At 60.8% G+C, this 14,039-nt stretch carries 11 protein-coding genes; 10 read left to right on the top strand and 1 reads right to left on the bottom strand.

The features are described 5' to 3' along the window. Nucleotides 1-66: 66 nt before the first annotated feature. From bioF to ICY20_RS05975, 9 genes are all read left to right on the top strand, one after another. The gene (bioF, locus tag ICY20_RS06015) at nt 67-1,248 is read left to right on the top strand and encodes an 8-amino-7-oxononanoate synthase (protein ID WP_159961290.1); all 1,182 of its coding nucleotides are present in this window, start codon (nt 67-69) and stop codon (nt 1,246-1,248) included. Next, nucleotides 1,241-1,972, top strand: a complete 732-nt coding sequence (locus tag ICY20_RS06010) for an alpha/beta fold hydrolase (RefSeq protein WP_194937129.1) — start codon at nt 1,241-1,243, stop codon at nt 1,970-1,972. The genes bioF and ICY20_RS06010 overlap by 8 nt, the downstream gene beginning before the upstream one ends. Then, nucleotides 1,965-2,777 (top strand): malonyl-ACP O-methyltransferase BioC, encoded by an 813-nt coding sequence (gene bioC / locus ICY20_RS06005; protein WP_194937128.1) that lies wholly within the window; start codon nt 1,965-1,967, stop codon nt 2,775-2,777. Before ICY20_RS06010 ends, bioC begins: the two co-directional genes overlap by 8 nt. Further along, a complete protein-coding gene (gene bioD / locus ICY20_RS06000) occupies nt 2,774-3,454 on the top strand; it encodes a dethiobiotin synthase (protein WP_194937127.1) in 681 nt (226 codons plus the stop codon). Before bioC ends, bioD begins: the two co-directional genes overlap by 4 nt. A gap of 120 nt (nt 3,455-3,574) precedes the next feature. Further along, nucleotides 3,575-3,856, top strand: a complete 282-nt coding sequence (locus tag ICY20_RS05995; protein WP_105698178.1) for a pyrroloquinoline quinone biosynthesis protein PqqE — start codon at nt 3,575-3,577, stop codon at nt 3,854-3,856. 329 nt (nt 3,857-4,185) lie between these two features. Further along, the gene (locus tag ICY20_RS05990; protein WP_194937126.1) at nt 4,186-5,991 is read left to right on the top strand and encodes a phenylacyl-CoA dehydrogenase; all 1,806 of its coding nucleotides are present in this window, start codon (nt 4,186-4,188) and stop codon (nt 5,989-5,991) included. 208 nt (nt 5,992-6,199) lie between these two features. Further along, complete coding sequence (locus ICY20_RS05985) at nt 6,200-7,489, top strand: GGDEF domain-containing protein (protein ID WP_159961280.1); 1,290 nt, start codon at nt 6,200-6,202, stop codon at nt 7,487-7,489. Between the two features lie 90 nt (nt 7,490-7,579). Continuing rightward, nucleotides 7,580-9,349 carry an acyl-CoA dehydrogenase C-terminal domain-containing protein gene (locus ICY20_RS05980; protein WP_194937125.1) on the top strand — a complete coding sequence of 590 codons (1,770 nt, stop codon included), beginning with the start codon at nt 7,580-7,582 and terminating at the stop codon, nt 9,347-9,349. Between the two features lie 123 nt (nt 9,350-9,472). Next, on the top strand, nt 9,473-11,251 hold the full coding sequence (locus tag ICY20_RS05975) for an acyl-CoA dehydrogenase C-terminal domain-containing protein (protein ID WP_159961276.1): 1,779 nt from the start codon (nt 9,473-9,475) through the stop codon (nt 11,249-11,251). Between the two features lie 227 nt (nt 11,252-11,478). Here ICY20_RS05975 and ICY20_RS05970 read toward each other — a convergent pair whose 3' ends face one another. Next, entirely contained in the window at nt 11,479-12,378 is a 900-nt protein-coding gene (locus tag ICY20_RS05970; RefSeq protein WP_122487237.1) for a LysR family transcriptional regulator, read from the bottom strand. 209 nt (nt 12,379-12,587) lie between these two features. Here ICY20_RS05970 and ICY20_RS05965 point away from each other — a divergent pair, with 209 nt between their 5' ends. Beyond that, nucleotides 12,588-13,856: an aspartate aminotransferase family protein gene (locus ICY20_RS05965; protein WP_159961274.1), complete on the top strand. Its 1,269-nt coding sequence runs from the start codon at nt 12,588-12,590 to the stop codon at nt 13,854-13,856. Nucleotides 13,857-14,039: the final 183 nt, after the last annotated feature.

The following is a 14,039-nucleotide window of genomic DNA, read 5'->3' as shown; positions in this document are numbered from 1 at the left end:
CCGTCATCGCAGGCAAGCCAGCTCCCACATTGAGACGATGTTCATCCAGATGTATCCGAGGCCTGCATGTCTTTCGATCTTTCCGCGCGCCTCGCTGCCCGCCGTGCCGAACACCTTTATCGTCAACGCCCCCTGCTCGAAAGCCCCCAAGGCCCACAAGTAGTGGTCGACGGCCAGCCTCTACTGGCCTTCTGTAACAACGATTACCTCGGCCTGGCCAATCACCCGCAAGTGATCGAAGCCTGGCGCGCCGGTGCGTCCCGTTGGGGCGTGGGCGGTGGCGCTTCGCACTTGGTGGTGGGGCACGCGACGCCGCACCATGAGTTGGAAGAAGCCTTGGCGGACCTTACCGGTCGCCCACGTGCCCTGCTGTTTACCACCGGCTACATGGCCAACCTAGGCGCGGTCACGGCGCTGGTGGGGCAGGGCGATACGGTGCTGGAAGACCGTCTCAACCATGCCTCGCTGTTGGATGCCGGTTTGCTGTCCGGTGCGCGTTTCAATCGCTACCTGCACAACGACGCCGACAGCCTGGCCAAGCGCCTGGAGAAAGCCACCGGCAATACGCTGGTGGTCACCGACGGCGTGTTCAGCATGGATGGCGACCTGGCCGACCTGCCCGCGCTGGCGCGTGAAACCCGCGCGAAAGGTGCCTGGTTGATGGTGGACGACGCCCACGGCTTTGGCCCGCTGGGCGCCAACGGCGGCGGGATCGTCGAGCATTTCGGCTTGAGCCAGGAAGACGTGCCGGTATTGGTCGGCACCCTGGGCAAAGCCTTCGGCACCGCTGGCGCGTTTGTGGCGGGCAGTGAAGATCTGATCGAAAGCCTGATCCAGTTTGCCCGGCCGTATATCTACACCACCAGCCAGCCGCCTGCGCTGGCCTGCGCCACCTTGAAAAGCCTGGAGTTGCTGCGCACCGAACATTGGCGTCGCGAGCACCTTGATAGTTTGATCCGCCAGTTCCGCCAGGGCGCCGAGCAATTGGGCCTGGACTTGATGGACAGCTTTACGCCGATCCAGCCGATCCTGATCGGCGACAGCGCCAAGGCTGTGCGCCTGTCGCAGATGCTGCGCGAGCGCGGTTTGATGGTCACCGCGATCCGCCCGCCCACCGTGCCGGCTGGCAGCGCCCGTCTGCGGGTGACATTGACGGCGGCCCACACAGCGGCGCAGGTGCAGCTATTGTTAAACGCATTGGAAGAGTGTTTCCGCTTGTTAGGCGCCACGGAGCCCAACCATGCGTGATCGACTGATATTGCTGCCCGGCTGGGGCCTCGGCGTATCGCCGCTGGAGCCTTTGGCCGCTGCGCTGCAAGGGTTGGATGAACACCTGCGGGTGCAGATCGAGCCGTTGCCGGCGCTGGAGTCCAGCGACCTGGATGAATGGCTGGATGAGCTCGACGCCACCTTGCCGGACAACGCCTGGCTGGGCGGTTGGTCGTTGGGCGGCATGCTCGCGTCCGAATTGGCGGCACGGCGAGGGGAGCGTTGCTGCGGGCTGCTGACCCTGGCCAGCAACCCGTGTTTCGTCGCCCATGACGGCTGGCCGAGCGCGATGCCGGCCGAGACCTTCGATGCGTTCCTGGCCGGTTGCCATGCCGACTCCCAGGTCACCCTTAAACGGTTCGGCCTGTTGTGCGCCAAGGGTGCGCAAGACCCACGCGGGTTGGCGCGCCTGTTGGTCAGCGGTGCACCGAATGCGCCGTCCAGAGCGTTGATGAGCGGGCTTGAGCTGCTTGCGCAACTGGACACCCGCGAAGCCTTGCTGGCCTACCGCGGCCCGCAGTTGCATCTGTTTGCGGGGATGGACGAGTTGGTGCCCGCCGAAGCCGCCGGTCACCTGCTGACCTTGCTGCCCGATGTTGAAATCGGCCTGATTGAACAGGCCGGTCACGCTTTCTTACTGGAAGACCCCCACGGAGTAGCGGGGGCCATCCAGGCTTTTTTGCATGAGTGTGCTGATGACTGATTTATCCCATCCTCCCTTGCCGAGTGCCTTGCCGGACAAGCGCCAGGTCGCGGCGTCGTTTTCTCGCGCCGCCGCCAGCTATGACAGCGTTGCCGAGTTGCAGCGCGCCGTCGGCAGTGAGTTGCTGGCCCGTTTGCCGGCCAACATCGCACCGCAGCGCTGGCTGGATATGGGGTGCGGTACGGGGTATTTCAGCCGTGTGCTGCACGACTTATTACCCGCCAGCCAAGGCGTGGCGTTGGATATCGCCGAAGGCATGCTCAACCATGCGCGGCCGCTGGGTGGCGCCCATCACTTCATTGCGGGCGATGCCGAACGCTTGCCGCTCAAAGCTGAAAGCGTGGGGCTGCTCTTCTCCTCCCTCGCGGTGCAATGGTGTGCGAATTTCGAGGCGGTGCTCAGCGAGGCCCATCGCGTGCTGCAACCGGGTGGCGTGCTGGCTTTTGCGAGCCTGTGCGTGGGCACGCTGGATGAGTTGCGTGAAAGCTGGCGCGCCGCCGATGGCCTGGTGCACGTCAACCGCTTCCGTCCCTTTGAGGCTTATCAACAACTGTGCGCGGCCAGCGGCCTGCGGGTAGTGAGCCTTGAGCGGCGCCCCCATGTGCTGCACTACCCGGATGTGCGCAGCCTGACCCATGAATTGAAGGCGTTGGGCGCGCATAACCTGAACCCTGGCCGACCGGGCGGGTTGACGGGGCGCGCACGGGTTGTTGCACTGGTGCAGGCGTATGAGCAGTTGCGCCAGGTGCAAGGCTTGCCGGCGACTTACCAAGTGGTGTACGCCGTACTGGAGAAACCTCTATGAGCGCCGCTTATTTCATCACCGGTACCGATACCGATGTCGGCAAGACCACCGTCGCTGCCGGCCTGCTGCATGCAGCCCGGCAAGCCGGCAAAAGCACCGCCGCTGGCAAGCCGGTTGCCTCCGGTTGCCAGGTAACGCCCAAGGGCCTGCGCAATGCCGATGCGCTGGCCCTGCTGGCCGAGTGTTCGTTGCCGCTCAGTTACGCCGAGGTCAACCCTGTGGCGTTCGAGCCGGCCATCGCCCCCCATTTGGCGGCGCGGGAGGCGGGTGTGTCGCTGACGGTGCAATCGTTGCTTAAACCGATGCAGCAAATTCTGGCGCGGGATGCAGACTTCACCTTGATTGAAGGCGCCGGCGGCTGGCGCGTTCCCTTGGCAGATCAGGCCAACCTGTCCGACCTGGCCATCGCCCTCAAACTGCCGGTGATTTTGGTAGTGGGCGTGCGCCTGGGCTGCATTAGCCATGCCTTGCTCACCGCCGAAGCGATTGCGCGGGACGGCTTGCAGCTGGCGGGTTGGGTGGCCAATATCATCGACCCCAAGACCTCCCGTCTGGAAGAAAACCTCGCCACCTTGGCCGAGCGGCTGCCTGCGCCGTGCCTGGGCCGTGTACCGAAACTCAAGCACGCTGGGGCTGAAGCGGTGGCGCAATACCTGCAATTGGACTTGCTGGACTGAGACAGCTCGACTGATTTTGGCTATCGCTAAGGCACTATGCCATTAGTGTTTTTGACGGGTGTTTTGCCAGGTTCTCTGCTTCAATCACCCTTCATGATTCTCTAAAGGCAGGCTTACGCCATGGACATCTCTGGAAGCAGCGCGTTTTATTCGGGCCTGAGCACCATTCAGACCGGGCAGAACCGTGTCGACCAGGCCGCCGGCAAAATCGCCAGCGCCGCGACCAACCAGCCTTCGGATGCACAGGTTGACCGTCTTCGCGCCAATGACCGTGCCCAACCTTCGAACTCGGCGAGCAATATGGTCGAGATGGCTGAAGGCAAGTTTCAGGTGGAGCTGGGTGCCAAAGTGGCCAAGGCTTCGGATGAAATGCTGGGTACGTTGATCGATACCTACGCTTAAACCCTTCTTTGTGCAGCACCCCGGCTCTTGTGTGGGAGGGGGCTTGCTCCCGATGACGGAGTGTCAGTCGACATCTTCATCGACTGATACAGCGCTATCGGGGGCAAGCCCCCTCCCACATTTGCCCTGCGTCGACCTCTAGAACTTCTACACTCAATTTGCTGTGGCAACCCGCCGCAAGCGTCCCCGTGTGCGTCATTGATCCGCATCATGACAAACGGCGTCTTGACATCCCCAGGTCGTAAACGTATGTTTCAAACACCTGTTTGACCGCCATAACAAATCCACGCGGTTGTTCATTCCAGATACATCAGCAGAGGTTTATCGCTATGCCTGACTACAAGGCCCCCTTGCGTGATATTCGCTTCGTTCGTGACGAACTGCTTGGCTATGAAGCGCACTATCAAAGCCTGCCGGCTTGCCAGGACGCTACCCCGGACATGGTTGACGCCATCCTTGAAGAAGGCGCCAAGTTCTGTGAGCAAGTGCTGGCCCCGTTGAACCGCGTGGGTGACATCGAAGGCTGCACCTGGAGTGAATCAGGCGTTAAAACCCCTACGGGCTTCAAAGAAGCCTACAAGCAATTCGTCGAAGGCGGCTGGCCAAGCCTGGCCCACGACGTGGAGCACGGTGGCCAAGGCCTGCCGGAATCCCTGGGCCTGGCGGTCAGCGAAATGGTTGGCGCCGCCAACTGGTCGTGGGGTATGTACCCGGGCCTGTCCCACGGTGCGATGAACACCATCTCCGAGCACGGCACCCCTGAGCAGCAAGACGCTTACCTGACCAAACTGGTGTCGGGCGAATGGACCGGCACCATGTGCCTGACCGAGCCACATTGCGGCACCGACCTGGGCATGCTGCGCACCAAGGCCGAGCCTCAGGCCGACGGTTCGTACAAAGTCTCGGGCACCAAGATCTTCATCTCGGCCGGTGAACACGACATGGCCGACAACATCGTCCACATCGTACTGGCCCGCCTGCCGGACGCACCGGCTGGCACCAAAGGCATCTCGCTGTTTATCGTGCCCAAGTTCATGCCCAACGCCGATGGTTCGGTGGGTGAGCGCAATGCGGTGACCTGTGGCTCCCTGGAGCACAAGATGGGCATCCACGGCAACGCCACCTGCGTGATGAACTTCGATGCGGCCACCGGCTTCCTGATCGGCCCGGCGAACAAAGGCCTGAACTGCATGTTCACCTTTATGAACACCGCGCGTTTGGGCACTGCGTTGCAGGGCTTGTCCCACGCCGAAATCGGCTTCCAAGGCGGCCTGAAATATGCGCGTGATCGCCTGCAAATGCGCTCGCTGACCGGCCCGAAAGCGCCAGACAAAGCCGCTGACCCGATCATCGTACACCCTGACGTGCGCCGCATGCTGCTGACCATGAAAGCCTTCGCCGAAGGCAACCGTGCAATGGTGTACTTCACCGCCAAGCAAGTGGACATCGTCAAGTACGGCACCGACGACGAAGCCAAGAAACAGGCCGATGGCCTGCTGGCGTTCATGACCCCAATCGCCAAGGCGTTCATGACCGAAGTCGGTTTTGAATCCGCCAACCACGGCGTGCAGATCTACGGCGGCCACGGCTTTATCGCCGAGTGGGGCATGGAGCAGAACGTGCGCGACAGCCGCATTTCGATGCTGTACGAAGGCACCACCGGTATCCAGGCCCTCGACCTGCTGGGCCGTAAAGTGCTGATGACCCAAGGCGAAGCGCTCAAGGGCTTCACCAAGATCGTGCACAAGTTCTGCCAGGCCAACGAAGGTAATGCGGCCGTTCAGGAGTTCGTGACACCGCTGGTTGCCCTGAACAAAGAGTGGGGCGAGTTGACCATGAAGGTCGGCATGGCCGCGATGAAAGACCGTGAAGAAGTCGGTGCTGCTTCGGTGGACTACCTGATGTACTCCGGTTACGCCTGCCTGGCTTACTTCTGGGCCGACATGGCACGCCTGGCGGCCGAGAAACTGGCCGCCGGCACGACCGAAGAGGCGTTCTACACCGCCAAGCTGCAGACCGCGCGCTTCTACTTCCAGCGTATTCTGCCGCGCACCCTGGCCCATAAAGCCACCATGCTGTCGGGCGCCAACAACCTGATGGACATGAAAGAAGAGGACTTCGGCCTGGCTTACTAAGCCTTACCGGGTTCTTTTCCTAAGCCGCCGCTCCTTCACGGGAGCGGCGGTTTTTTTATGGGCGATAAAAAAACCCAGTACAGCGCTCAGGGATTGTCGCTGCCTGCCGTTACAGTGATGGCAATGTGATACATGCGTGCCAGATTGTGCTTAACTGGCTGCGTAGAGGCACTAAGCCATCATTCTTTTGCGGGTTGGAGTTTTACCCTTGTCACGCGTGTCCGCTGTACGGTTCAGTCATTTCCTCCCTTCGTTGCTGCTGTTGCTGGCCGGGCTCTCGGCTGCGTACGTCAAAGATCTCAACGTCTTCTTCACCTCGCTGTTCAACGTGCTGCCGACCCTGGTGTTGCTGCTGGGTGGGGCGTATTGCGCGGTGTATCGCCGTCAGCGTGAACTGTTCTTGATGATCACGGTGTATGTCGCCTACTTCCTGCTCGATACCCAGACTGACTTTTACCGCGACAACGGCCGCGTGCGCGAAGACGCCGCCGTGGTGTTCCATCTGTGTTGCCTGCTGTTGCCACTGTTGTTCAGCATCTATGCGCTCTGGCAGGAAAAGACCCACTTGTTCCGCGACTTTGTCGCACGGTGCGCAGTGCTGCTGGCGATAGGCAGCGTCGCGCTGGCTCTGGAGCAAAGTTACCCCGAGGCGGTGCTGAACTGGCTGGCGGAGATACGCTGGCCGGCGCTGCATGGCACCTGGATGAGCTTGATCCAGCTGTCGTACCCGATGTTCCTGATCGGCTTTCTGACTCTGGCCGCGCAGTACTGGTACCAGCCGCGTCCGCTGCATGCAGCGCAGTTGGTGGGTTTTGTCGGGCTGTTTTGGATGTTGCCGCAAACCTTCATCCTGCCGTTTACGCTCAATATCATGTGCAGCCAGGTGATGCTGATGATCGCCGCCGGCGTGGCCCATGAGGCCTATCAAATGGCCTTTCGCGATGAGCTGACCGGCCTGCCAGGGCGACGTGCCCTTAACGAGCGCACGCAGCGGCTGGGGCGCAATTACGTGCTGGCGATGACAGACGTCGATCACTTCAAGCGCTTTAACGATACCCATGGCCATGACGTGGGCGATCAGGTGTTGCGACTGGTGGCGAGCAAACTGGCCAAGGTCAATGGCGGTGGGCGCGCCTATCGTTACGGCGGCGAAGAGTTTGCCGTGGTGTTCGCCGGCAAGACCCTGGATGAGTGCATGCCACACCTGGAGGAGATCCGCGAGATCATCGCCAACTACGACATCAAATTGCGCAACCCTGACCGTCCCCAGGACGATCAGCAAGGGCGCCAGCGCCGTGCGGGCAGCGGTGCGACGAGTGTGTCGGTGACGGTGAGCATCGGCGTGGCCGAGCGCCAGGCCGAGCAGCGCACCCCCGAAGAAGTGCTCAAGTCTGCCGACCAGGCGCTGTACGCGGCCAAGGGCGCGGGGCGTAACTGTGTGATCGCGGCGGGGCAAACCCGGCGTGGCGCGGTACGCATGGAAAGCGCTGCCGGTTGAGTAATGGCGCTGTATTCAGCAGCGCTACAGTGATTGTCCAAGGTGCTGGCCGGCAGTAGGTTTAAGCCATCTGCTGCCGGAGACATCGCCATGCCTGAATACAAAGCCCCCCTGCGCGACATGCGTTTTTTGATCGACAACGTGTTTGATTTTCACGGCCACTACGCTGCGTTGGGCGCCACCGACGCCAGCCCGGACATGGTCAGTGCGATCCTCGAAGAAGGCGCAAAATTCTGCGAAAACGTGCTGGCACCGCTCAATCGCAGCGGTGATGAAGAAGGCTGCCATTTCGATAACGGCGTCGTCACCACGCCCAAGGGTTTCAAGGAAGCCTTCGCCCAATACGTCGAAGGCGGTTGGCATGGTTTGGCGGCAGACCCGGCCTACGGCGGCCAAGGTCTGCCCCAATCCCTGGGTTTGGTGCTGAGCGAAATGATCGGCTCCAGCAACACCTCCTGGGGCATGTACCCCGGCCTCACCCACGGTGCGATGTCGGCAATCCACGCCCACGGCACCGCCGAGCAAAAAGACACGTTCCTGAGCAAGCTCACCGCAGGCGAATGGACCGGCACCATGTGCCTTACCGAAGCCCATTGCGGCACCGACCTGGGCCTGATCAAGACCCGCGCCGTGCCCCAGGCGGACGGCAGTTATGCGGTCACCGGCAGCAAGATCTTCATCTCGGCCGGCGAGCACGACATGAGCGCCAATATCATCCACCTGGTGTTGGCCAAGCTGCCGGATGCACCGGCGGGCACCAAGGGCATTTCGTTGTTTATCGTGCCCAAGTTCCACGCTGATTCCGGCGAGCGCAACGCGGTGCATTGCGGTTCCATCGAGCACAAGATGGGCATCAAGGCGTCTGCTACGTGCGTGCTGAACTTCGACGGGGCCAAGGGCTTTCTGATTGGCGAGGCGAACAAAGGCCTCAACTGCATGTTCACCATGATGAATCACGCACGCCTGGGCACCGGCATGCAGGGCCTGTGCAATGGTGAGGCGAGCTTTCAGGGCGCGATCAAATACGCCAACGACCGCTTGCAGATGCGCTCGCTCACCGGCGCCAAGGCCCCGGAAAAAGCCGCCGACCCGATCATCGTGCACGCCGATGTACGGCGCATGTTGTTGACGATGAAAGCCTTCAACGAAGGCAATCGGGCGCTGACCTACTTCACCGCGCAATTGCTCGACACGGCGCACCTGAGCAGCGACGCCGGCCAACGCCAGGAAGCCGAAGACCTGTTGGCCTTCCTCACGCCCATCTGCAAAGCCTTTATGACCGACACCGGGTTGGAAGTGACCAACCACGGCATGCAGATCTTTGGCGGCCACGGTTACATTCGCGAATGGGGCATGGAACAACTGGCCCGCGATGCGCGGATTGCGCCGATCTATGAAGGCACCAACGGCATCCAGGCCCTCGACCTGCTGGGGCGCAAAGTATTGGGCAGCCAAGGCAAGCTGCTGCGCGGCTTTACCAAGGTTGTGCATAAGTTCTGTGCCGCAAACGCCGAGCATCCGCAGCTCAAAGCCTATGTTGCGCAGCTTAATCAACTGAACGGGGAATGGGGCGAACTGACCACCAAAATCGGCATGGCGGCCATGAAGAACCCCGATGAAGTCGGCGCCGCGGCAGTGGATTACTTGATGTACAGCGGCTATGTGGTGCTCGCCTACCTGTGGCTGCGCATGGCACTCGCCGCCCTTGGGGGGCAAGACGCCGACTTCGCCAAGGCCAAGCTGGCCACCTGTGAGTTCTACTTCAAGCGCCTGTTGCCACGTACCGCCACGCACCGCGCTGCGGTAGAAGCGGGCAGCGAATGCCTGATGAGTCTGCCAGCGGAGGCATTCGCCCTGTGATGACTTAAAAATACCAATCAGTCACAAGTGGACCCTATGTGTCTGAAAAGTTGTTCGGGTACACTCGGAGCCTGTAAAACCGACACCTACCCGATTACTTTTCACGTTCTCACGAGGTTTGCCATGGCTGATTACAAAGCGCCGCTGCGTGATATGCGCTTCGTCCTCAACGAAGTCTTTGAGGTTGCCAACACTTGGGCTCAATTGCCGGCATTGGCAGACACCGTTGACGCCGAAACCGTAGAGGCCATCCTCGAAGAGGCCGGTAAGGTCACCGCCAAGTCCATCGCCCCGATCAGCCGTGCCGGCGATGAGCAGGGTTGCCGTTGGGAAGACACGGCGGTGTTTACCCCCGATGGTTACCCACAGGCCTACAAAACTTACGCCGAGGGCGGCTGGGTGGGTGTAGGCGGTGATCCTGCTTTCGGTGGCATGGGCATGCCTAAAGCCGTGTCGGCCCAGGTTGAAGAGATGATCAACTCGTCGAGCCTGGCCTTTGGCTTGTACCCGATGCTGACGTCTGGTGCGTGCGTGTCGATCAATACCCACGCCAGTGAAGAGCTCAAGGCGGCGTACCTGCCGAAGATGTATTCCGGCGAGTGGGCTGGGTCGATGTGCCTGACTGAAGCCCATGCTGGTACTGACCTGGGGATTATTCGCACAAAAGCCGAGCCTCAGGCGGACGGCTCCTACACGATCAGCGGCACCAAGATTTTTATCACCGGTGGCGAACACGACCTGACCGACAACATCATCCACCTGGTGCTGGCCAAGCTGCCGGACGCGCCAGCTGGCCCCAAGGGCATTTCATTGTTCCTGGTGCCCAAGTTCATGGTCAATGCCGATGGCAGCCTGGGCGCGCGCAACCTGGTGAGCTGCGGCTCCATCGAGCACAAGATGGGCATTCAGGCGTCTGCAACGTGTGTGATGAACTTCGACGCAGCGGTAGGTTACCTGGTGGGTGAGCCGAACCGTGGTTTGGCGGCGATGTTTACCATGATGAATTATGAGCGTCTGGGGGTGGGCATTCAGGGCCTGGCGTCGGGCGAGCGCTCGTACCAGAACGCGATTGAATATGCGCGTGACCGTCTGCAAAGCCGCTCCCCACTGGGTGCTCAGGCTAAAGACAAGGTCGCCGACCCGATCATCGTCCACCCCGATGTGCGCCGCATGCTGCTGACCATGAAAGCGGCGAACGAGGGCGGCCGGGCATTCTCCACCTACGTGGCGACTCAACTGGATATCGCCAAATTCAGCGAGGATGCTTCTGCCCGCGAACGTGCAGATAGCCTGGTGGCACTGCTGACACCAGTGGCCAAGGCGTTCTTGAGCGACTTGGGCCTGGAAACCACCGTACTGGGCCAGCAGGTGTTTGGCGGCCACGGTTACATCCGTGAGTGGGGCCAGGAGCAGTTGGTGCGTGACGTGCGCATCACCCAGATTTACGAAGGCACCAACGGCATTCAGGCGCTGGACTTGATGGGGCGCAAGATCGTCGGCAGCGGCGGAGCGTTCTATACCCTGTTTGCGGATGAGATCCGTGCATTCATTGCCTCTTCGGGTAGCGAGTTGGCTGAGTTCACCAAACCGCTGAGTGCGGCAGTGGACAACCTGGACGAATTGACCGCCTGGGTACTGGACCGCGCCAAGACCAACCCGAATGAAATCGGCGCGGCCTCGGTGGAGTATTTGCATGCATTTGGATACATGGCCTACGCCTATATGTGGGCACGTATGGCCAAGGCGGCGTTGGGCAAAGAGGCCGAAGAAGACTTCTACGCCAGCAAGCTGGGCACCGCACGCTTCTACTTTGCCCGTCTGCTGCCGCGTATTCACTCGCTGAGCGCCTCGGTAAAAGCCGGTAGCGAATCGCTGTTCTTGTTGGATGAAGCACTGTTTTAAGGGGGGATAGGGCGTGTAAGCATTCTCTTACATGACGTGCTGCTAATCGTCCTCTATCGCCAGATTGGATCCACAGATAATCTACTTCACATGGACGTCGCGCAGGAAGCGCAAAAGCAACAACACGGACACGTAGGATTCTGCCAGGAAGGCGGAGTGAAATGGATGTCAGGGAAACAGTCTGCAAAGCCCCGCTTCGGCGGGGTTTTCTTTTGCCCGCGAAAAAGTCAGGCGCTTGCCTGCGGGGCATTCATCACGTCTTCCAGCAGGGTGCGCAGCAGCGCTACCGTCGCTTGCTGGCGCTGTAGATCACGGCACACCAAACCGACTTTCAGTGGCACTCTGGGTTCGCTCAAGGGTTTCCACAGCAGTGACTGACTGTTGTGTTCATCCTGGGAGCGCCCCGGCAGCACCGTGGCCAGCTTGGTATGGGGCAGGCTGTCGAGAATCCCCACCATCGTATTCAACTCTGCCTGCACTTGCGGGCGCCGTCCCAGGTTGGAGAGCTGGCTTTGCCAGATCTGGCGTACCTGAAACTCTTCCCCCAGTAACAACATCGGCAATTCGGCGGCCTGTTTCAGCGAGACCTTCTTGAATTCCCGCAGGGGATGGTCATCGGGGATGACCACCTTCAACTCATCTTCGTACAGCAACACACCATGCAGCCCCGGCTGACGTGGCGGCAGGTAGCTGATGCCGATATCCAGCGAGCCGTTGAGCAAGCGCCGCTCAATCTCAAGCCCGGTCAATTCGTAAATCTGTACCACCAAGTGCGGCTGGGCCTTGCGCACGCGCTCCAGCATTTGCGGCACCAAACTGGTGTGCACGGTTTGCAGTACGCCGATCGCCAGGGTGCGCATCGCCTGGCCCTTGAAGTTGCGCAGGGCTTCGACGGCGTGCTGCATGCCGTCGATCAACGGCAGGGCGTGGTTGTACAGCGTATGAGCGGCGAGGGTGGGCAGCAGGCGTTTGCTGCTGCGCTCGAACAGGCTCACATCCAGGTTCTGTTCCAACTGGCGTATCTGCTGAGACAGTGCCGGTTGAGAGATAGAAAGGCGCTCTGCGGCACGGCCGACATGGCCTTCCTCATACACCGCGACGAAATAACGCAGTTGCTTGAAATCCATAAGACTTACTTATCGAAAAAGCTGGAAAATCGAAATGGCCGCCGGCCCCGGACGCGCCTAGTCTAGCGCCTATTCGCAGGGCTTACAGGGCCAGATCGGACAATGAACAGCGTTTTTGTTGACAGCGTTTACATAGGCAAGGCAATAAACCTCTGGGCAGCATGGGGGTGTCGCACCGACCAAGGTCCGGTTGCTATTGGGGGTGAGCTGTGAATCTGTTCAGCCTGCGCCGCCCAGCGCCGAGCCTGGACGACCTGATCCTGGATGAGTCCCACGATGATGCGTCGAGCGAATCGCTGATGCCCACCGTCGCGCGCCCCCCTCAAGTGTTCGTGCGTGGCCAGGGCTCCTGGCTGTGGGACAGCGACGACCGTGCCTACCTGGATTTCAGCCAGGGCAACGCCGCCAACAGCCTCGGCCACAGCCCGCGGGTGTTGATCAACGCACTGGCCGACCAAACCCAGGCACTGATCAACCCCGGCAATGGCCTGTATAACCGCGCTCAGCTCAACCTCGTCGAACGCCTGTGCCATCGCACCGGCAGCGATCAGGCCTACCTGCTCAACAGCGGCGCCGAGGCCTGTGAGGCCGCGATCAAACTGGCGCGCAAGTGGGGGCAGCTGCATCGTGGCGGCGCCTACCGCATCATCAGCGCCAGTGGCGGTAACCATGGCCGCAGTTTTGCGGCGATGTCGGCCTCGGCGGGCGGCCCGCAGAACCGCTTTGAACCGCAATTGCCGGGTTTCAGCCATGTGCCGTTCAATGACCTGCCGGCTCTGCACGCTGCGGTCGATGCGCAAACCGTTGCCATCTTGCTCGAACCTATCCAGGGCGAAGCCGGCGTCATCCCGGCGACCGAGCACTACCTCAAAGGAGTAGAGCGTCTGTGCCGTGAGTTGGGCATCCTGCTGATCCTCGACGAAGTACAAACCGGCATCGGCCGCTGCGGCACCTTGCTCGCCGAACAGCAATACGGCGTACGCGCCGACATCATCACCCTCGGAAAAGGCCTGGGCGGCGGAGTGCCATTGGCGGCGCTTCTGGCGCGGGGCAAGGCGTGTTGTTTCGAGGTGGGCGAGTTGGAGGGCACCCATCACGGCAATGCACTGATGGCGTCTGCCGGTTTGGCGGTGATCGATACCGTGCTGGAGCACGGTTTTCTTGAGCAGGTGCGTGAATCCGGCCTTTATCTGGGCGAAGGCCTCGCCCGCTTGGCATACCGTTACGAGCACGGTCAACTACGCGGCCACGGCCTGATGTGGGGCCTGACGTTGTCGGATGATTCTGCGGATGCGGTGGTAAAAGCCGCGTTACACGAAGGCCTTATCCTCAACGCTGCGCAACCCAACTGCCTGCGTTTCACCCCGGCGCTGACAGTGAGCAAAAGCAACATCGACGAAATGCTCCTGCGCCTGGCCCGCGCCTTTTCCCGGGTGCGCACTGCTCAGCTGCAATGCCGCAAAGGTATTGCCGTTTAACTTTATTTTCTGAACCGTCTCGCGGTATACGCGGCGCCTCCGGCCTGATTCTTTTGGCTGGGGGCGTTTTTTTGTGCGTGTAATTTTTGGTTTGGAAATGTTGATTGAACGTCTCTGAAAACAATGGCTTTTTAGCCAGCGTCGGTAAGGACTGCCGACTTGGCACAGCGTGCCTCACTTCTA

This window comes from Pseudomonas pisciculturae, from assembly GCF_015461805.1.
Taxonomy (GTDB): domain Bacteria; phylum Pseudomonadota; class Gammaproteobacteria; order Pseudomonadales; family Pseudomonadaceae; genus Aquipseudomonas; species Aquipseudomonas pisciculturae.
This window is presented reverse-complemented; position numbering and strand designations above follow the sequence as displayed.